This window comes from Entomomonas sp. E2T0 (genome assembly GCF_025985425.1).
Classification (GTDB): Bacteria; Pseudomonadota; Gammaproteobacteria; order Pseudomonadales; family Pseudomonadaceae; genus Entomomonas.
Genome location: NZ_CP094972.1, coordinates 2,758,841 through 2,777,047, shown reverse-complemented (window position 1 = coordinate 2,777,047; position 18,207 = coordinate 2,758,841). Strand labels below are relative to the sequence as shown.

General features: G+C 34.3%; 22 protein-coding genes. 20 read left to right on the top strand and 2 right to left on the bottom strand.

What is annotated here, in order from left to right; translation table 11 throughout:
- Positions 1-430: 430 nt before the first annotated feature.
- From MTZ49_RS13400 to MTZ49_RS13305, 20 genes are all read left to right on the top strand, one after another.
- Positions 431-751, top strand: a complete 321-nt coding sequence (locus MTZ49_RS13400; protein WP_264745958.1) for a hypothetical protein — start codon at positions 431-433, stop codon at positions 749-751.
- A 333-nt stretch (positions 752-1,084) separates the two neighbouring features.
- Positions 1,085-1,984, top strand: coding sequence for a ParA family protein (locus MTZ49_RS13395; RefSeq protein WP_201095235.1), 900 nt, complete (start codon positions 1,085-1,087; stop codon positions 1,982-1,984).
- A gap of 12 nt (positions 1,985-1,996) precedes the next feature.
- On the top strand, positions 1,997-2,608 hold the full coding sequence (locus MTZ49_RS13390; protein WP_201095237.1) for a hypothetical protein: 612 nt from the start codon (positions 1,997-1,999) through the stop codon (positions 2,606-2,608).
- Complete coding sequence (dnaB, locus tag MTZ49_RS13385; protein WP_201095239.1) at positions 2,605-3,969, top strand: replicative DNA helicase; 1,365 nt, start codon at positions 2,605-2,607, stop codon at positions 3,967-3,969. Before MTZ49_RS13390 ends, dnaB begins: the two co-directional genes overlap by 4 nt.
- An 18-nt stretch (positions 3,970-3,987) precedes the next feature.
- Complete coding sequence (locus tag MTZ49_RS13380; RefSeq protein ID WP_201095945.1) at positions 3,988-4,266, top strand: hypothetical protein; 279 nt, start codon at positions 3,988-3,990, stop codon at positions 4,264-4,266.
- Between the two features lie 2 nt (positions 4,267-4,268).
- Entirely contained in the window at positions 4,269-5,039 is a 771-nt protein-coding gene (locus MTZ49_RS13375; RefSeq protein ID WP_201095242.1) for a hypothetical protein, read from the top strand.
- Positions 5,040-5,062: 23 nt separating this feature from the next.
- Positions 5,063-5,482 (top strand): hypothetical protein, encoded by a 420-nt coding sequence (locus tag MTZ49_RS13370; RefSeq protein WP_201095244.1) that lies wholly within the window; start codon positions 5,063-5,065, stop codon positions 5,480-5,482.
- Positions 5,475-6,215, top strand: a complete 741-nt coding sequence (locus MTZ49_RS13365) for a DUF2786 domain-containing protein (protein WP_201095245.1) — start codon at positions 5,475-5,477, stop codon at positions 6,213-6,215. The genes MTZ49_RS13370 and MTZ49_RS13365 overlap by 8 nt, the downstream gene beginning before the upstream one ends.
- Entirely contained in the window at positions 6,205-7,095 is an 891-nt protein-coding gene (locus MTZ49_RS13360; protein ID WP_201095246.1) for a DNA adenine methylase, read from the top strand. The genes MTZ49_RS13365 and MTZ49_RS13360 overlap by 11 nt, the downstream gene beginning before the upstream one ends.
- Positions 7,092-8,861, top strand: a complete 1,770-nt coding sequence (locus MTZ49_RS13355) for a ParB family protein (protein WP_201095247.1) — start codon at positions 7,092-7,094, stop codon at positions 8,859-8,861. Before MTZ49_RS13360 ends, MTZ49_RS13355 begins: the two co-directional genes overlap by 4 nt.
- Before the next feature lie 14 nt (positions 8,862-8,875).
- Positions 8,876-9,781, top strand: coding sequence for an STY4526/YPO1902 family pathogenicity island replication protein (locus MTZ49_RS13350; protein ID WP_201095248.1), 906 nt, complete (start codon positions 8,876-8,878; stop codon positions 9,779-9,781).
- 1 nt (position 9,782) lies between these two features.
- Positions 9,783-11,030 (top strand): STY4528 family pathogenicity island replication protein, encoded by a 1,248-nt coding sequence (locus MTZ49_RS13345; protein ID WP_201095249.1) that lies wholly within the window; start codon positions 9,783-9,785, stop codon positions 11,028-11,030.
- Positions 11,031-11,109: 79 nt separating this feature from the next.
- On the top strand, positions 11,110-11,622 hold the full coding sequence (locus MTZ49_RS13340) for a hypothetical protein (RefSeq protein WP_201095250.1): 513 nt from the start codon (positions 11,110-11,112) through the stop codon (positions 11,620-11,622).
- A gap of 373 nt (positions 11,623-11,995) precedes the next feature.
- Positions 11,996-12,802 carry a PFL_4669 family integrating conjugative element protein gene (locus tag MTZ49_RS13335; protein WP_201095251.1) on the top strand — a complete coding sequence of 269 codons (807 nt, stop codon included), beginning with the start codon at positions 11,996-11,998 and terminating at the stop codon, positions 12,800-12,802.
- A gap of 10 nt (positions 12,803-12,812) precedes the next feature.
- The gene (locus MTZ49_RS13330) at positions 12,813-13,328 is read left to right on the top strand and encodes a DUF3158 family protein (RefSeq protein ID WP_201095256.1); all 516 of its coding nucleotides are present in this window, start codon (positions 12,813-12,815) and stop codon (positions 13,326-13,328) included.
- 70 nt (positions 13,329-13,398) lie between these two features.
- Positions 13,399-13,866, top strand: coding sequence for a single-stranded DNA-binding protein (locus MTZ49_RS13325; RefSeq protein WP_201095257.1), 468 nt, complete (start codon positions 13,399-13,401; stop codon positions 13,864-13,866).
- Positions 13,867-13,993: 127 nt separating this feature from the next.
- Positions 13,994-14,299, top strand: coding sequence for a hypothetical protein (locus tag MTZ49_RS13320; RefSeq protein WP_201095258.1), 306 nt, complete (start codon positions 13,994-13,996; stop codon positions 14,297-14,299).
- Between the two features lie 37 nt (positions 14,300-14,336).
- Entirely contained in the window at positions 14,337-14,546 is a 210-nt protein-coding gene (locus MTZ49_RS13315) for a hypothetical protein (protein ID WP_201095259.1), read from the top strand.
- Positions 14,547-14,555: 9 nt separating this feature from the next.
- Positions 14,556-14,825 (top strand): hypothetical protein, encoded by a 270-nt coding sequence (locus tag MTZ49_RS13310; protein ID WP_201095261.1) that lies wholly within the window; start codon positions 14,556-14,558, stop codon positions 14,823-14,825.
- Positions 14,826-14,963: 138 nt separating this feature from the next.
- A complete protein-coding gene (locus MTZ49_RS13305; RefSeq protein ID WP_201095262.1) occupies positions 14,964-16,991 on the top strand; it encodes a DNA topoisomerase III in 2,028 nt (675 codons plus the stop codon).
- 73 nt (positions 16,992-17,064) lie between these two features.
- Here the strand turns inward: MTZ49_RS13305 and MTZ49_RS13300 are convergent, their stop codons facing one another.
- Both MTZ49_RS13300 and MTZ49_RS13295 read right to left on the bottom strand, forming a co-directional pair.
- Positions 17,065-17,823: a tetratricopeptide repeat protein gene (locus MTZ49_RS13300; RefSeq protein WP_201095263.1), complete on the bottom strand. Its 759-nt coding sequence runs from the start codon at positions 17,821-17,823 to the stop codon at positions 17,065-17,067.
- Positions 17,824-17,917: 94 nt separating this feature from the next.
- Positions 17,918-18,172: a hypothetical protein gene (locus MTZ49_RS13295; RefSeq protein ID WP_201095264.1), complete on the bottom strand. Its 255-nt coding sequence runs from the start codon at positions 18,170-18,172 to the stop codon at positions 17,918-17,920.
- Positions 18,173-18,207 lie beyond the last annotated feature (35 nt).

The following is an 18,207-nucleotide window of genomic DNA, read 5'->3' as shown; positions in this document are numbered from 1 at the left end:
TTGAGTCTATGTACACCTTTCATTTAACTTCATAGGGCGGAAATCCTGTGAAAGTCAAGAGTAGCAGTTGGTGGGGTGTGTAGGGCTCGAACCTGTGACCAATTGATTAAGAGTTTATAGTTCTTCCTACAAGCTTTTTTTCTTTTTATAAAAGTGACAATTTTATTTTTAACCATTCAATTATCAATCAAAATAACTAATACTATTTTTTTTAGTAAACGTTCCTTTTAATCAGTTTTAATTCGGTTGATTAGAAGACTTAGAGGATTATTTAAACCAAGATAACTCGCCTAAAGAAGCTTGGTCAAAATTAACTGAAGAAAAATTAATAAGACGAGAAATTGCAAGATATTTAACTGAATACTCTCGACAAGCCTATACTGTTGATCAGGAAAGTGTCACTGCTGAAGAAAAAGAAACAGATATAAGATTGAGAACTACATCAGGATTACAAGCTGTAATTGAATTAAAAATAGGTGATAAGTGGTCAGCTACAGTGTTAAAGAATACGATTAGAAAACAACTAGTAGACAAATATATGGCGCCAGAAAACAGTCGTGCTGGTTGTCTATTAGTGACAATTATAGATAGGAATAAAAAATGGAAACATCCGAATAAAAAAGTATTAATTGATATTAATGGTTTAGAAAATTTGTTAAAAGAAGAAGTTAAACAAGTAGAAAAAGAGATAAGTATCGTGTCTCCAATCTTTTTAGATATATGGATTCTTAATTTAGATCATAGACTTTAAGCAAAAGAAAATATTTTTGAGTCACTGTTTGATTTTCTAAGCATAGAAAAGTTAATTAAGATAAAAAAACAACGCCTACGAAAAATTACAAGAAATATCTTGCAAAATTTCTGTAGGCGGTATATTCTGAAAAGGTACATTGTATATTGAGTTCATGTACACCTTTCATTTAACTTCGCAGGACTGCAATCCCGTGAAAGTCAAGAGTAGCAGTTGGTGGGTCGTACAGGGTTCGAACCTGTGACCAATTGATTAAGAGTCAACTGCTCTAAGATTGTTATTGGTGGTACTTTTGCGCTCACAGTTTTTTATTAAAACTGAGAGACATGAGCCATGCAAAATTCAATATTATCTAGCACTAACCGTGCAAAAGTTATTTCCATTGTTTCAACCAAAGGTGGAGTAGGTAAGACTACTACTGCTGCAAATCTAGGTGCTGTCATCGCTGATGCAGGTAAAAAAGTACTGCTTATCGATTTAGATACACAGCCAACATTATCCAGTTACTTTGCATTAGAAGATGAAAAACAAAAAGGAACATATGAGCTTGTAGCACAAGGTGATACCAGTTTTGATAATGTATCTAAAACCAATATAAATAACCTAGATATTCTTATATCCAATGACTTTAAAAGTGAACTAAATGATTTAGGCGGAAGTGGCTTAGAAGTTAGATTAATCACGTTATTAGAACCATTCAAAACTCACTATGACCTTATATTAATTGATACACAAGGAACACGATCACTTACTCTAAAAATGGCTATTCTAGCTGCTGATACTACTATCTCCCCAGTTCCTCCTGAAATGCTAGCTGCTAGAGAATTTGGTAGAGGCACTGTGCAGCTTTTTAAAGAGCTACAAGAAGCTTATCTACCTTTTGGTATTAAAGTACCTATAGTTAACTTATTTATTAATAGAGCAGATTTCACCTCAACAGACAGCCGTTTAATCTCGGATTCGGTTCGTGAAAGCTTCAGTAATTTTGATAACGTCAGAGTACTAAATACTGTTATTCCTTCTATTGCAGTCTATAGAAAAGCAGCTACTGAAGCTAAACCTGCCCATCGTTATGAAACTAAACGTCCACATGGTCGCAAAGCACCTTCAGCACTTGAAACCATGACAGAACTAGCTAAAGAAGTTTTTCCAGAGTGGGTAGAGGAATTAAGTGCTTTAAATCCAGAAACCATTAAATCCATAGCAGGGACAGAGGTAATCCAAGAAGCCTAGGAGAATAACAACATGGCAGGTCTAAAAAGCTTGGCCTATTGTGATGTTATCTTTAAAGGCATCAAAAAGAATACTCACAATGGCTATGATATTGTTTTTATAAAAGATGGTGTAGAACAACGTCTACCTTATTATTGTTCATATACACGTACTAAAGAAGATAAAAAGTACGATAAATTTGTGGTGGGTAAGATTGGCTCAATACAACCAGTAGTATGTTGTACGGGTTATTGGTTTGAAATTTATACAGATCAAAGCCTGAGACGTGCTCCTGAACTGGATATGGATCAAATTGATATTGATCAGAATCCTGAAATCATTGATACCATTGGATGGCGTAATGAGCGAAATCCACAAGGCTTTCGTTCGCCTGAAGGTATTATTCCTTATTGTTTTACTCCAAAACAAACACCTTCTGAAAGAATCACCTTAGATATACCACAGGGATTTGAAACTATCTGTGAACAATATCATTTGTCACCAGAAAAAATCCTCCAAGATTTTATCGAAGGCGTTTGTGTGCAAACAACAAGCCAATTATCACTTAATCCTAATAGGGAGGTTTTAGTTACTAAACACTACCTTCAAGCACGTTATGGTAAAGCAGAGGAACAATTGATATGAGTTCAAAAATTGTTCCACCTTCATCTATGGAAGCTGAACAAGCTGTATTAGGTGGTTTGATGTTAGAAAACAGTACCTATGATGATGTAATGGAAATCATTTCAGAGCATGACTTTTATAATTTTGATAACAAAATTATTTTTAATGCAATCCATCTTTTACATATAGAAAATAAGCCATTTGACCCCGTTACATTAAGCGACAAACTTATATCAACCCAACAACTACCTCATATTGCAAATGTTTTAGCCTATGTGGTGGAGTTGTCACGTAGCATTCCTTCAGTAGCCAATATTGTTGCCTATGCCAAAATAGTAAAAGAGCGTTCTACTCTTAGACAATTGGCGAACTTAGGTCATGAAATAAGCCAAGCAGCACATCAAAAAAGTACCAACAGTACTGAAGTGATGGCAGTTGCTGACCAAAAACTATTTGAAATCACTCAAAAACAAACAGGTCAGAAAGATTTTATTAATCTAAGAGACTGTTTAAACGATGTCTTAAACGATATAGACCAACACTTTAATGATGGTAATCCAATCACAGGCGTACCATCAGGATTAACAGACCTTGATGACTATACATCAGGCTTCCAAAACGGTGATTTAATTATCCTTGCTGCTAGACCTTCAATGGGTAAAACAAGTTTAGCTCTAAAGTTTGGTTTGAGTGCATTAGAGTCCAAAACTGATAAACCAATACTTGTTTATTCTTTAGAAATGCCAGCAGAGCAACTACTTAAACGCTTAATTGCGCAAATTGGTGGTTTAAACCTAAAGTCAGTAATGTCGGGACAACTAAATGCTGATAATAATGGCGTTAATGAATTTAATCTACTGACATTGGCTTTCAATCAACTGACACAATATGAAAATAGACTCATCATTGATGACACAGCCTCATTAACCACTTCTGCCATACGTGCACGAACCAGACGTTGTACACGTAAATTTGGCAACCCCTCACTAATTCTCATTGACTACCTGCAACTGATTGCTGAATCAGGTAAATACGAAAATCGCAACAATGCAGTAGGAGCGATTACCCGTGAACTAAAAGCGTTAGCTAAAGAGTTTGAATGTCCTGTGATTGCCTTATCGCAACTTAACCGAGATGTTGAAAAAAGAACCAATAAACGTCCAGTGAATGCAGACCTTAGAGACTCAGGTTCGATTGAGCAAGATGCAGACCTAATCATGTTTATCTATCGGGATGAAGTTTATCACCCTGATAGTTTAGAAACAGGTACTGCGGAAATAATTATCGGTAAACAACGTAATGGTCCAATTGGTACTGTGCGGACAACCTTCTTAGCTGCTCAAACTGATTTTAAAGACATCTGTCGCACTACTTATTACTAAGGAATAGGGGAGTAAGTTATGCCAAATAAAAATACCCAAGAACAAGCTGTTCTAACTTTTACCAAAGAAAGTAATGATATTTACAAAATGATCGCTAATTTTACCCCAGTAAATAGCTTAAACAATGAAGTTTCAGTGTTTCATAAACATGTTTTAGCAATAGCAGCAGAAGTGATGGGAACCACCTTATTACTAGCTAATTCAGGTGAAATCTTTGTACTTAGCAATACACCTATTTGGGTAAGACCTATTGCAGTGGCATTAAGCTTAAACAGTCAAGTTTTAGAAGGAGTATAACAATGCAATATAAACCAATGGCAATATTTCCAGAACTAATCAATGGCTTATTTACTGGCAATACAAAACAAATTAGAACTCTATGCGAACCTGCAAATATAGCCAACTTAAGCTATATAGAGGAAATTGATAGCAACAAGTTTGATGATGAAGAAGGTTATTTAACTTTTGAGAGTCCTTACCAAGTTGGCGATAAAGTTTGGTTACAGGAAGAGTTTAAAGTAGGTGCTTGGCGGCATGATGGACGTATAGCAATAGATTACTTAGCTTCACCTGAAATACGTCTGACACCTTGGTTATCACCTCTAAACAATGCAGACAGAGATATTATCTATCTATGGCAAAACGAAACTCTGATAGATGTCATGGACAGTGACTTAACGTCTGATGAACATGGTGATTTTTATTGGCAACCAGGTAAAGCTCCTACCCGTATAAGACCTGCGATTACTATGCCCATGTTTGTCAGTCGAATATGGTTTGAAATTACTGATGTGCGTGTTGAAAAACTACATGAGATGACTGTTACAGATGCTCTTAATTCAGGCATTACCCCACAATTCTATAATCAATCAGTACGCGGTTATAAAAATTTTCAGTTGCAAGACCGTGCTAATGATGAAGCTACCTGCTTCAGATCACCTATAAAAAGCTACGCTAGTTTATGGAATAAACGTATTGCTTCAAATACGCCTAGTTTAGCGTGGGAAAGTGATAACAATCTATGGATATGGGTTTATGAAATCCAACGCATTAACAGTCCGTTTAATTGATGTAAATACAGGGAACACGAGCCATGAACATGAATATAGGCCAATTAACAGCACAACAGCTTTTAGAGCTTTGTTTAAAAGCTCATGTATTAGGTAGTGAACCTAATGAAGCTGTGATGATTACAGAACAAGAATTACCGCTATGGAAAATCTTTGGTGATATTGTTGTGATCACAGACATAACTAAAGATATGGCCATTAAAGGTAATCAAGTTAGCCATTATAACTACCAAATAACTGTTAATAGCAAATATCAAGGGGATGCAGGGGTTATGCTGATTAGCTGCTTGTACAATGAATTTTTACCTCTGTATTACCTTGATCATCACTATAACTATGTCAAAAACTTTAACAAGATTGAAGAAGATGTAATAGAAGTCCCTCTGCTTGAACAACCTTTTAATGCGAATGAGCACTCCAATAAGGAGGCGACTTATGAATGAGCATAATCGTAAAGATTGGGCAATAGACAAAATAAAAAAATGTTTAGCCTTATATGCCAAATCGACAGGCAATGAAGCTGAGACTGCATTGCGTCAAGCTAAAAGCTTAATGGAAAAATATGGTCTTAATGAGACAGATATAAAATTAGATGACATTAAAGAATGTGATGAAGCCATAGGTACTGGTAGTGGAAATATCCCTCAATGGATAACCTCTTTAGCAACAGTAGTAGCGTATTGTTTTAATTGTCAGGTAATTTTTTCCTATAAGACAGTGATAAAAAACTATCGTTTTAGTACTGTTAAACTAGTGAGTTTTATCGGTATTGATTCCTCGCCTGAACTAGCACAGTACCTCTTTGTGGTACTTAAAAGACAATTGAATAAAGATCGTAAAAAATACCTCAATACAGTGAGCCCTTTATGTCATTTAGCGACTAAACGTAAAAAAGCTGATTTGTTTGCAGATCACTGGATTGAAGCAGTAACAGAAATAATTGATAGATTTACTGAATTTAACAAAGAGTTCTATCAATTGATTACTCAATACAAAGATATTAAATACAGTGATCGTACTAAAATTGAAGAGAAACCAAAAACTCAGGATAAACGTTTTGACTCAGCACGATTAGCAGGTCACCTATCAGGAAAACAAGTCAAAATACATCATGGTATTAAGTCAGATAAACCTACTCAACAAACATTAAGTTGGGAGGAACGTCATGTTGGTTGAACAAAGTAAATTGAATTGGTTTAATCAGTACCAAAGCATTAACTCCTGTGCAGTACGTTATCATGGAGGCAAGTATAGGTTAGCACCTCATATTGTAAGCTATTTTCCAACTCACAATACCTATGTTGAGCCTTATGGAGGAGCAGCTAGTGTATTACTTTATAAACAACCTAGTTATGCTGAAGTTTACAACGACCTAGACGATGAAATAGTCAACTTTTTCAGAGTACTTCAGGATGAACAACTGCTGCAAATATTGGTTAAAAAAATAACAGTTACACCTACTGCACGGAAAGAGTTTGAACTAGCATGGCAACCTACAGATGATCCAGTTGAACGGGCAAGAAGAACGATTATTCGTGCTCAGTTTGGTTTTGGAAGTGCAGGTGCTACACAAGGTCATACAGGTTTTAAAATCGACACTAAACGTGAATACAGCCTTAGTTTTCATTTATGGCGAGACTATCCTGAAAATTTAGTGGCCATTAGAAATCGTTTTATGGGCATTCTTATTGAAAATAAACCTGCTTTAGAAGTGATTAAAAATCATGATCGTAAAGATACCTTATTTTATATAGATCCACCTTATCCTAAATCTACACGCTCCAGAGAAAGACGTAATGCGTATCGCTATGAAATGACTGATAGCGAACATCAACAACTACTTGAGCTACTTAACGAGATACAAGGCATGGCTATTATCTCGAGCTACCCTAACAAGCTTTATAAAAAGCACTTAAAACATTGGCACTATATTGAAAAATCAGCAGCCATTTCAGGTAATAAAGGCACTGCGACAAGAACTGAAAGTCTATGGTTAAACCCTGCCTGTTATAACTCTTTAAACCAACTCGCTTTACCCTTAAGGATGGTCTTATGAGCAGTACAAACCCAAAAAACCAAAAAAACTTACAACAACAAAAAGTAACGCAAAGTTTAATGTCAAAAACCTTTAAACGTGGAGAAGAGCAACCAGGTAATAAAACGCCTGTGAATGATATTTCAATCATTGTCACTTTAGACCAACTAAGAGCCTATGATCATAACCCACGTAAAAGTGTTAATCCAAAGTTTGCTGAGATTAAAGAGTCTATTCGTACACGTGGTTTAGATCAGCCACCTACCATAACCAAACGTCCTGATGAAGAACACTATATTATCCGTAATGGAGGTAATACACGACTTAAAGCCCTTAAAGAACTATGGACTGAAACAGGCGATCAACGTTTTTATCGTATTCAATGTTTATTTAAACCTTGGGATGGTGAAATAGCAGCACTGGTTGGGCATCTAGTTGAAAATGAGTTACATGGTGAATTGTTATTTATCGATAAAGCAGTGGCTATTAGCAACATGCGCGAGTTTTATAATAGCCAAGCTAACAAAAATCTCTCACTACGTGAACTGGCAGAATGTTTTAGAAAAGATGGCTATCCAGTATCACATACCTTAGTAAAAAGAATGCTAGATTGTGTTGAGTATATCTACCCTTATATTCCTGAATTGCTATTTGAAGGGTTAGGTAGACCCCGTGTAGAAGAATTAATTAGCCTTAAAAACCAACTCTATAAAATATGGAATAAATATATAGAAGATAGCAATCCAATAGATCCTGATGATAATGAAATGTTTCTTGGCTACTGGGGAGTATCTTTAAGCAAATTTAATGACCTTAATGTTGACGACTATAATTTTAATCGAATTAAAGATGAATTATTAGGTGATTTAGAGTTCTATACAGGGCAAGAATACAGAATGCTTGAACTCGACTTACTTAGTTTAACTAAAACCAAAGACCCTATTGAAGCAGAGACACAAGCTCCAACAGTGTTAGCAGATCCTGTTAAAAATGCAACAGTACCTACAGCTACAACAGAAACAACTGGCTCAGTAAATACCCCATTAACCACACCTACACTAACCACAGTAGCTAAAGATGCTGCAACACAGCGTCAACAACCATCAACGAGTGATGATGGTGGATCTGCTGCTGAAGCAGTCATCCTTCATAATATAGCCATTGACCAACCTTCAGAAGAACAACAACTCTCTACTGAAGAACAACAATACCTTATTGAAAAAACCACTGTAAAACCTGTAACAACCTCTTCAAAGGTACAGCAACTCAATGCCTCATTAGAAAAAAGTCTAGGAGGAGAACTGCCCGTATTTAAAGAAGAAGTGGTTAAATCAATTCCTGTTGAAGCTGGTGGTGGTTTGGCGGAAGTATCCAATATTTGGTATATCTCTAAACAAATTGAAAACAGTCCTGAACTAATCCGAGAAGAAATATTCAACCTAGCTTGTGATATTGCCAAAGAAGGTAACTACCAATCATGGCTTATTAAAACCAATGAAGGTCTAGGATTTGGTATGCAGCCTATGGCTACGTCCAATACTGACCAGTCTGAAGCAATAGGCTTATTGCTGACCTCACTATTAAGAATGTTAGATGGTGTACAAACAACACAAGCACTTCCGAATGCTTTGTTCTGCCAACTCTTGATAGGTGGTTATGACATCCAGATTGGAAATAAACCACCTGAAGCAACAGGCCTCGAAAGATTATCAGATGTATTACTTATTAAATTATTTAGATTAATAAGGCTAGCTAGACACCTAGTCGATCTAATTAAAGAAAATTAATGGAGGGCCGTAGCATGGAACTTAAGGAGTTTTTACCTGCGAGTACACCGCTTAACCAAGCGGTACTCAGTCAACTCATAAAAGATATTAATCAAGGTTACTATAATCGTTGTAGAGCGATGGGTATTAATGATGAAGTGATCAAAATGATTGAGACATTACCTCCTAATGCACTATTTGAGCTAATGGGAACTCCTGTCGTTTGGGCTAAAATTCAAATTGATGTCAACATGCTACAACGTGTTATACAACTAACTGAGCAAAAAGAACAACATAAAGAATTGATCGATAAGGCTATTAGAAATAATGCGTCAAATCGTATTCTTAATGAATGTTTTGGTATCACCAGTACGATAGCGGCTATTAAACGCAAAATGATGAATATCCAAAAGAGCAAAGGGAGAGTAACACGCCTTAATGATGAGCAGAAAAAAATTCTATGGAGCGAATGGAAGCTCTTTCTAAGTACCGAACCTGTGATTGACCATATCAAGCGTATGGAAAAACTAATTGCCATTGCGGAACAGTATAACTGGGATCTCACCTCATTATGGTGTGAGATTGAAGAAAATAACTTAGAAACCAAAGCAGATCAAGAACTGTTTGAAAAACTAATGATGCTTAGAGCAAAAATTGAAATCGTTACTACCTTTTTTAATGTTTCTGATCGAAAAATCAGTGTAACAAGAAGGTTTATCAATAGTGATAACCAAGATCGTCAGCCTTTTGGTAGTTGTGATGAACAAATTAAAGGAAGTGTAAAGGACGAGTGGCAATACCTTTTGAACAAAACCAAAGTAAAACACCTTCATCAATTGACACGTGAACATCTTAAAAAGTTAATTAGTCTTTCTGATAAATATCGGATTGACTTTAATACCTTATGGAATGCATTAACTAAAGGGTTACTAGGGGAATGAAATGACTAAAAGTATTTGGTCAGAGATTGTTGAACAATGCATTAAAAAAACCGATTCACAGTGGCCACAAAAGATTACCTCTGATCGTCCTACACCTGAAGGAAAATCACCCAATGGAGTGAGTGGCATTATATACAGTGGTAACATCCATGAGACGGTACCTAAACGACTATTATTAGATAACCGTTTAACACCGATTGAACGTAATGCGTGGCAAGTATTTAAACTACTGCTTGATAAAGAAGGTTTTGCTGTACCTCATTATGAAGATCTACAGCCTTATCTATCAATGGTACCTTATGGTGAAAAAGCCTCCAAAGAAACCATCGCTAGAACTATCCATATCCTACGTTTAACTCGTTGGCTCAGTTTAGTCAGTCGTGGCAGAGATAAACGAACAGGACAACACCTTGGCTCATTATACATACTCCATGATGAACCCATTACTGTAGCAGATGCGGTAGAAATTGATAAAACTTATATTGAACTTGTAGCGAATAGTCGTAAACATGCTAATAAAAGCGTGAGAATTGTAGCTGATGGAGCAATGGATGATCTACAAAGCTCAGAACATGAAGGTGTGCAAACACGTCTAGCATTAATGGCAGAACGGATTAGCTTACAAAGCTTGTCTAAAACTAATGAAATGCACCAGTATCAAACATCTAGTTCGGAATCCAAACCCAGTAAAAATAGCCGAGTTCGGAATCTAAATAACCCAAGTTCGGAATCCGAAATCAGCAAAAATCACCCAGTTCGGATTAATGATTTACTCAGTTCGGAATCCGAACCAAAGCTAGAGCCACCTAATAGCAACGGAGTTCGGAATCCAAACCTATATAGTACTAGTACTGTATTTATAAACAATAGTACTAGTACTGTACTGGATAATAAATATTTAACTGAGGCTACAGCACAACAACATAAAAATATTAACGAGCTAATCAAACAGATTGAACCTGATCAAATACCTTTGGTGATTCAAGAGTTTAATCAACGTTGTGCTGAAGGAAATATTCAAAGCCCTATTAAATACTTATTTGGTTTATTAAAACGTGCTGTAAACAATGAATTTAAGCCTTGGGCAGCTAAAGCAGAAAATAAGCTACCTGCGCAACAGCTTGTGAAGCCAAGTATACAGCCTTTAAAAAATTATCGAAGGGATATAAGCCAACCTATACCAGAGGATACTAAGCGACAACTTTCAAGTTTAAAAAATCTGTTATCCATGAATGGCCTTAAAAAATGATTAAGTTTTGAATTTTTTTAAAATATTTACTTGTTAACACTGTTAACAGCAATCAAAAATTAGTTTAGGAAAATAGCTGATGATTAGCTTAATTTTAATATATTCAATATTTCTTTATTTTATGTTGAGTATTTTTTTTGAAGTTTCAGAGAGGAAAGCAATTAGTTTTAGTATTGCCTTCTTTATACTTTTAATAGTAACTGAAATGATTTTTAATAACTATTATGATAATAAACTTTCAATACAACTAGCCATAAACAAAAAAATAATAGCTGAACATCATGAGTTTAATATTATAAAAAATAATACAACATTTACTGATCAAAATTCGACACTAATATTCTCAGAACTGGTTGAACCTAATGATGCTGCTTTACCTTATAACTTTAATGAACAGACAAAAATACTAGTCAATAATCTTTACCAATCTACTATTACTAATAACTTCTTTTGGTATAGATATGTCGTTTTGAATAGTGAAGTTATAGAGGAACAAATTGTGACAGTTGAAGAAGATGCTGTTAAAGAGTTTTTATTAAAAACAGATAAAGCAATTTACCTTAAAATATTTGGTGAGCCAAATCCTTATTAATACTGTTAACAGTGTTAACAAATTAACGAAAGAGAATTATATGAAACATAAATCTTTACAAATGTTAATAATAGAGTCTGAAATTAAAATTCAAAGCAAATTAAACGCTTCATTGAAGAATAGCAGCTTATTAAATTATGCTAAACCTAAGATAACGATTGTAATTCAAGAGTTAGAGAAAATAAAAAATTCTAAATCATAAAACTAGCAATTAAAAAGTTAGTTGTTAACAGTGTTAACACTGTTAACAATATTGTGTACAAAGTACTTACCGTTAATAGGTTTTGACCTATTTCTATTTAACCGCAGTTTATAGAGCGTTTTTAGTAGACATTATCATCATAGTTAATTTTTTATCATATGAGGTATAACTATGGATGTAACAGAAGATGATGTTTATATTGAGTCAGAAAATAGAATAGGACCATTACAAAGTCAAGTTGTAATTACACTTCATACCATACAAGCTATGAAGCTATGGGAAGGTAGGAAGGCTACTGATCCCAAGAAGAGAAATGTAATTATAGGATTACCTGGTTTTATTAGTCGTTTAAATGCTATTCATTTTACAGCAAGTTTTGATGATCCTTATGCAGATTGGGACCTGATTAAAATAGAAGATAAATATAATAGTACTAGACGAGAGCTATCAAGACTGATTAACACTATTAAGCAAATCAAAGAAAAAAGATTACCTAAGCAAATTAAGGTATCTGAAAACTTAAATATTAATCCCTGTGAGCTGATGTTAATTAGTAAGTCACCGCTTGGTTTTAGTGGTGCTTATATGCTAGTTGAGTATGACGATTTCACGAAGGGAATACTGCAATTAAGGCATCTTGGACTAATTGGTCGAACTCAATCTGAAGATTTTATTAATGAAGGCTCATCACTCATGAGAAGTTTCTATAGTGTTGTACGTAATTATAGAAACTCTGGTGCAACTCGTGATGACTTTGCAGCAAACAATGCAAGAGCAAGACAAGCATTAGAGCGAATGGGAGAGCTACCACCTAAAGAAATATTGGAAGGAAGGAAAAGATCTGAATTTGCTCCAGTCATTAAAAAACGTAAGTTAGCTAATATTGAGCCAGTTATAAAAGATGACAAAACTGAACATTCGATTCCTCAGTTGGAGGCGAATGTTCAGTTGGATAACGATCAATTGAATGAAGAATAAAGGTTAAAGAATGCAGAACTCTGAACAAAGTGCTTACAAACTAGCTGAACAAATTGTCTCCAGTTCGGCTGAACAAATTGCCTCCCTAAAAGGCCTTTTAAAGGGTAAGGGGGAGCATGAGGACTCAGCATTGTTAATCAGTCATGCTAAATACTTAAAACCTAAAATTTTTCGACTAATGGAGGAGCTTCTCGTAATAGTTAATCAACCCCCTTATACATTATTCGATTTGAGAATGAGAATACAAAATTCAGCAGGTGATAATTCCTATCTTAGATGGAGAAATAGTGATTTCACATTAATGGGGGTACATATATGGGAAAACGCTATGTTAAATCCACCTGTAAGAAATGAGCAATCCTTAAAGTGGTTAAATGATTTAGCGTATTTTGAGATTGCTCGATTAGAGCTTAATAAGCATATGAGCTATTTATCAATATTAAGCAAACAGCATAAGGAGCATTTGCAAAACTTAGATAAAGTAACAATGGTTTTAAAGAAATCTACAGAACAATTTAAAAGGTAAATACATTTTATTAATTCAATACAGGTTTGTTAACAGTGTTAACACAAAATTAAATTTAGAGGGTTAAAGTATGTCAACAGTATTTTTAGGTGAAGGTAATATTGGAAGTATTAATAATAGAACGGTAGCCAATGGTAATGAAACACCGCAAACAGTAATATCTTTAAATACCCATTTTGATAATTTAGTCAGAAATAAAAAAACAGATGAGTTAGAAGATCAAGGTGGATTTTGGGCACCTGTGGAGTTTTGGGTAAAAGATCCTGATGAAGCTAGCCTGTTAATTACTAAGATTTTTAAAAAAGGAATGCGAATTAAAGTTGATGGTGTTCTGGTTCGGGAAGAATTTGAAGCCAAAGAAACTGGTGAAAAGAAAGTTATTATGAAAGTACGTACTTTTAGAAGTGGTGTAAGTATCTGCTTACAACGTTTAGAGTCTGTGACTATGAAAGATAATAATAGTGCTGCTGTCAATCAATCTACTTCTGAACAAAAGTCGTTTGAAGATAGTAATTTAGAACAGGAAGAAGCTTTTTAATTTTTATTGTAGGGTGATGGTAATTGTAATAAGAGAATCTATTGAACATGTAGGTTCTCTTTTTTGAGTTTTGTTAACAGTGTTAACAAGAAGAATAAATAATAACTACATAAAGGAAAGTTAATAAATGCCTTGGATCAAAATACCCATCAAACTAAAACAAGAAATAATTGTTTTGCATGAAGAAATAAGTAAAAGAGGTGATTTCTTAATATCTTATGGGATTACATCTTATTCTAGTGGCTCAGAAGATATGGACGCTTATGTAGAAAGCTCAAACTATCATATGCCTGTTAAAGTTACTTTAAAGCCCACAAAGCGCATTAAGGAAAACTGTGATGACTCATCATGCGTAGTATCTTTGAAAGATATTAAACAATATATAAATGAGTTAAAAATGCTGTTGAATATCTTAAAAAACAAAAGTAAATAAAGTAACGCGTTACTTTTAATGATTTTTGGAGATAAGTATGTGGAATAAATTGAAAATCGTAGCAAATAAAAAATGGCCTTTTAGTGACACAATGACTTTATTTGGGTTAATAGTTGGGTTTATTTGGTTTATGTATTTTTATATAGCATGGGGAAATATTTGTATTAAAGATATTATTGAACTCAGTATACCATCTACAGCTGTTCTGTTATTTGCAAAATTAACTGCAAGTTACACAGATGATTGAATATAAGTTATGAAAAAAGATAAACAACCAATAACACCTGCCGAGCGTATGAAAGCTAAGAGGCTTCGTGAAAAAGAATTACACCAACGATTAGGTGGTAAAGAAAAACGAATACACCTCTATAACTATTCAGTAGAGCATATTAAAACTATTATGGAAAAGTGTGATTATAGTTGTGAGGATGAGGCAATAGTGGATGCTTTAGCTGTGGCAACACAAGTGGTATTACAAAATGAAGCTGACTTTAATAATTATTTATCAATGAGTCGTAAAAAATAGTAGTAAGCAATTTTGTTAACAGTGTTAACAGATAATGTAAGTAAAAATCTAAATGAATTAATCCAATTTCCTATTAACTATAGTCTACCTAACTAGAATTAGGTGATTCTATTCTTATTTTAATAATAGGAGTAGATTATGCAACTTATCTTATGTGAAAAACCTGATCAGGGAAAAATAGTCGCTAAAACGTTAGGTATTACCCAGTCGAAAAATGGCTATATTGAAGGAAATGGTATAACTGTAACTTGGTGTATAGGTCATATTTTGGAACTGGCTCAGGCCTCAGATTATGATGAGAAATATAAAAAATGGGCGTTAGATTGGCTTCCCTTTATTCCGAATCAATGGAAATATAACGTAACACCAAAAAAATCTGGACAGTTTAAGATTATTAAACAGTTACTAAAACAAGCAACTGAAGTCATTATAGGTACTGATGCAGATAGGGAAGGTGAGTTAATTGCGCGTGAAGTTATGGTATTGTGTGGTTACAAGGGGCCTGTTAAAAGACTTTGGTACAGTGCTTTAAATGCTACAGCGATTAAAAAAGCTTGGAATGAAATGCAAGATGGTCAAAAAACCTATCCATTATATCTATCTGCTTTAGCTCGTAGTAAAGCAGATTGGCTTGTAGGATGTAATCTTACTTGCTTATTTACAATTTTAGCACAACAAAATGGATATAAAGGCTTTATACCAGTAGGCAGAGTACAAACTCCTACTTTAAAGTTAGTGGTTGATAGAGAGCTAGCTAATACTAATTTTGTTCCAATTCCCTATTGGTTGATAACGATTAAACTCACCAGTCAGGGACAGTCTTTTAAGGCTGCATGGGATGTGCCTAAACAATTTACAGATGAAGTAGGGCGTTGTATTAAACAAGAAGCAGCTATCCAAGCAACTAAACTTTTTCAAACCACAGGACAGGCCACTGTTACCTCAATTACTACAGAGCGTAAAAATACTAATCATCCATTACCTTTTGATTTGGCAGGACTACAACTGATGTGTTGTAACAAATACGGTTTTGATGTGGAGGAAACCCTTAATATTGCCCAATCACTGTATGAGAAACATAAAGCAACTTCTTATCCAAGAACAGAATGTGGTTATTTACCGACTAGTATGTTTGCTGAAGCACCTGTTATATTTAACACATTAGCCAAAACAGATCCTAGTATCAGTAATCTACTCACAAAATTAGATACCACCATTAAATCTAAATCATGGAATGATAAACAAGTGGATAAACATTCACATCATGGCATTATTCCTACGGATGAAATCGTTGATCTTTCAGCTATGACGGAAAAAGAACTACAAGTCTACAAATTAATTAGAGCTAATTACCTTGCCCAGTTCTTACCACTACATGAATATGACCATACAACAGTATTACTGGACTGCAAAGGGCAAACACTGGTAGCAATAGGTAAGAAAATAATAGTTAATGGTTGGAAAGCTTTATTATCAGGAGATATAGATGATGATAATACTGAAACAGAAGAGAGTACAGAGCCATCTGAAGCTAAAAATCAAACACAAATACTACCACCTCTTCAGCAAAATATGACATGTCAGATTAATCAAGTGGATTGTCACTCTAAGCAAACCACTGCACCACCCTTATACAATGAAGGTACGTTAGTAGTAGCTATGAAATCTGTTGCTAAATTAATTGATGATCCTAAAATCAAACAAAAGCTAAGAGAAACGACAGGTATTGGAACACAGGCGACTAGAGCAAATATTATTAAAAAGCTTAAAGACAAAAAGCTAATTACTAAAAAACGAGGTAAATTAATTGCCACAGAAGTAGGGCATTCTATTATAAAGACTGTACCAGATGTTATATCTAATCCTGGTACTACAGGTATATGGGAGCAAGCACTAGATATGATAGAGCAGGGGGAAATATCAATAGATGCCTTTTTGCATAAGCAGTCACAGTGGTTAGCTAGCATGGTTCAGAAGTATGGGAATACTACCATTGAGATTAAGCAACAACCTATAGCAACTGGTGATCCTTGCCCTAAATGTGGCAAACCTACCATAAAACGTAAGGGAAAAACCACTACATTTTGGGGATGTCCTGATTATCCTAAATGTGATGGTGTTATATTTCCTAAAACCCGAAAGAAGAAATATAAAAAACAAGAATAAACAACTAATAACTTTTGTTAACACTGTTAACAGTGTTAACAAAAAAGAGATTAGATAAATTAATCAAACACTATTAAGGGGCACTCTCTTGTAATCTTTTTAAATCGAGAGTTGCCATTAGGTAACCGTTATCAAGAGCTTTTTTATACCAGTATATTGCACTATCTAGGTCGTTTAGTTTCTTTTCATAAATATAAGCAATATTAGCCATTGCATACATATTACCTTTTTCAGCAGCTTTTTTATACCATACTATAGCTAGTTCATAATCCTGTTTAACATATATTCCCCACTCATATAGGGAACCCATATTATATATGGCTTGAATATTACCTTTATCAATAGCCTTTTTATACCATGCCAAAGCTTGTTCACTACTATGTTTGACACCTTCACCTTGAGAATACATATAACCAATATTATACATAGCTGTGCTATTTTCTTTGTCTACACCTTTTAGATACCATTGCATAGCTTGATCGTAATCTTGTGTTACTCCATAACCTTCTTTATACAAATAAGCAATATAATTGATGGCCTCTGTATATCCGTTATCATTAGCTTTTAAAAACCATTGCATAGCTTGTTGATAATCTTTCTGAAAATAATAGACAAGACCAACATGAGCCATAGCTTTACTATTTCCTTTATCTGCTGCCTTAAGATACCAAGGTAAAGCTTGCTGATAATCTTTTTGTTTAAAATGACTTTCAGCCTTAATCATAATCTCATCAATAGATTGATCATCATTTCCATAACTAATAGAACTAAAACAAACAACTATTAAACTAGCTAAAAGGAAATTTAATAGTTTAATAAATATAGTTTTCATAGAATACCTTGGTTTTTTAAAGTATTTATTTAGTCATAAAACAGTTGTATTAAAGGTATGTTAACAGTGTTAACAAAAAAAGAGTAAGAAAAAACTATTTAATATCATAACAGCCAGTAGAAGAATCAACCTCAAGTTCTCCATCAGCACCTATAGGATACTCTGTTTGTATTAAGGTTATATTAATTGAGTTACCACATTTAGGACACTTTGTATCTATTGAGACCCAATAATTAATACTAGGTCCCATGTCACAGTCAGAATCAAAATCTTGGTCAAACTCCCAATCGTTAAGATCTTCGGTTCCTTCAGTATTACACTTGTTACATTTAAAAGTTATATTAGTCATTGAGTCTATCCCCTGTTAACAGTGTTAACAGCAAA

Coding starts and splice junctions, on each gene's coding strand:
- MTZ49_RS13380 (WP_201095945.1), top strand. CDS start 3,988: ATGCCAAATAAAAATACCCAAGAACAAGCTGTTCTAACTTTTACCAAA.
- MTZ49_RS13395 (WP_201095235.1), top strand. CDS start 1,085: ATGCAAAATTCAATATTATCTAGCACTAACCGTGCAAAAGTTATTTCC.
- MTZ49_RS13355 (WP_201095247.1), top strand. CDS start 7,092: ATGAGCAGTACAAACCCAAAAAACCAAAAAAACTTACAACAACAAAAA.
- MTZ49_RS13325 (WP_201095257.1), top strand. CDS start 13,399: ATGTCAACAGTATTTTTAGGTGAAGGTAATATTGGAAGTATTAATAAT.
- MTZ49_RS13310 (WP_201095261.1), top strand. CDS start 14,556: ATGAAAAAAGATAAACAACCAATAACACCTGCCGAGCGTATGAAAGCT.
- MTZ49_RS13295 (WP_201095264.1), bottom strand. CDS start 18,172: ATGACTAATATAACTTTTAAATGTAACAAGTGTAATACTGAAGGAACC.
- MTZ49_RS13315 (WP_201095259.1), top strand. CDS start 14,337: ATGTGGAATAAATTGAAAATCGTAGCAAATAAAAAATGGCCTTTTAGT.
- MTZ49_RS13340 (WP_201095250.1), top strand. CDS start 11,110: ATGATTAGCTTAATTTTAATATATTCAATATTTCTTTATTTTATGTTG.
- MTZ49_RS13350 (WP_201095248.1), top strand. CDS start 8,876: ATGGAACTTAAGGAGTTTTTACCTGCGAGTACACCGCTTAACCAAGCG.
- MTZ49_RS13375 (WP_201095242.1), top strand. CDS start 4,269: ATGCAATATAAACCAATGGCAATATTTCCAGAACTAATCAATGGCTTA.
- MTZ49_RS13320 (WP_201095258.1), top strand. CDS start 13,994: ATGCCTTGGATCAAAATACCCATCAAACTAAAACAAGAAATAATTGTT.
- MTZ49_RS13335 (WP_201095251.1), top strand. CDS start 11,996: ATGGATGTAACAGAAGATGATGTTTATATTGAGTCAGAAAATAGAATA.
- MTZ49_RS13345 (WP_201095249.1), top strand. CDS start 9,783: ATGACTAAAAGTATTTGGTCAGAGATTGTTGAACAATGCATTAAAAAA.
- MTZ49_RS13300 (WP_201095263.1), bottom strand. CDS start 17,823: ATGAAAACTATATTTATTAAACTATTAAATTTCCTTTTAGCTAGTTTA.
- MTZ49_RS13360 (WP_201095246.1), top strand. CDS start 6,205: ATGTTGGTTGAACAAAGTAAATTGAATTGGTTTAATCAGTACCAAAGC.
- dnaB (WP_201095239.1), top strand. CDS start 2,605: ATGAGTTCAAAAATTGTTCCACCTTCATCTATGGAAGCTGAACAAGCT.
- MTZ49_RS13330 (WP_201095256.1), top strand. CDS start 12,813: ATGCAGAACTCTGAACAAAGTGCTTACAAACTAGCTGAACAAATTGTC.
- MTZ49_RS13365 (WP_201095245.1), top strand. CDS start 5,475: ATGAATGAGCATAATCGTAAAGATTGGGCAATAGACAAAATAAAAAAA.
- MTZ49_RS13370 (WP_201095244.1), top strand. CDS start 5,063: ATGAACATGAATATAGGCCAATTAACAGCACAACAGCTTTTAGAGCTT.
- MTZ49_RS13305 (WP_201095262.1), top strand. CDS start 14,964: ATGCAACTTATCTTATGTGAAAAACCTGATCAGGGAAAAATAGTCGCT.
- MTZ49_RS13390 (WP_201095237.1), top strand. CDS start 1,997: ATGGCAGGTCTAAAAAGCTTGGCCTATTGTGATGTTATCTTTAAAGGC.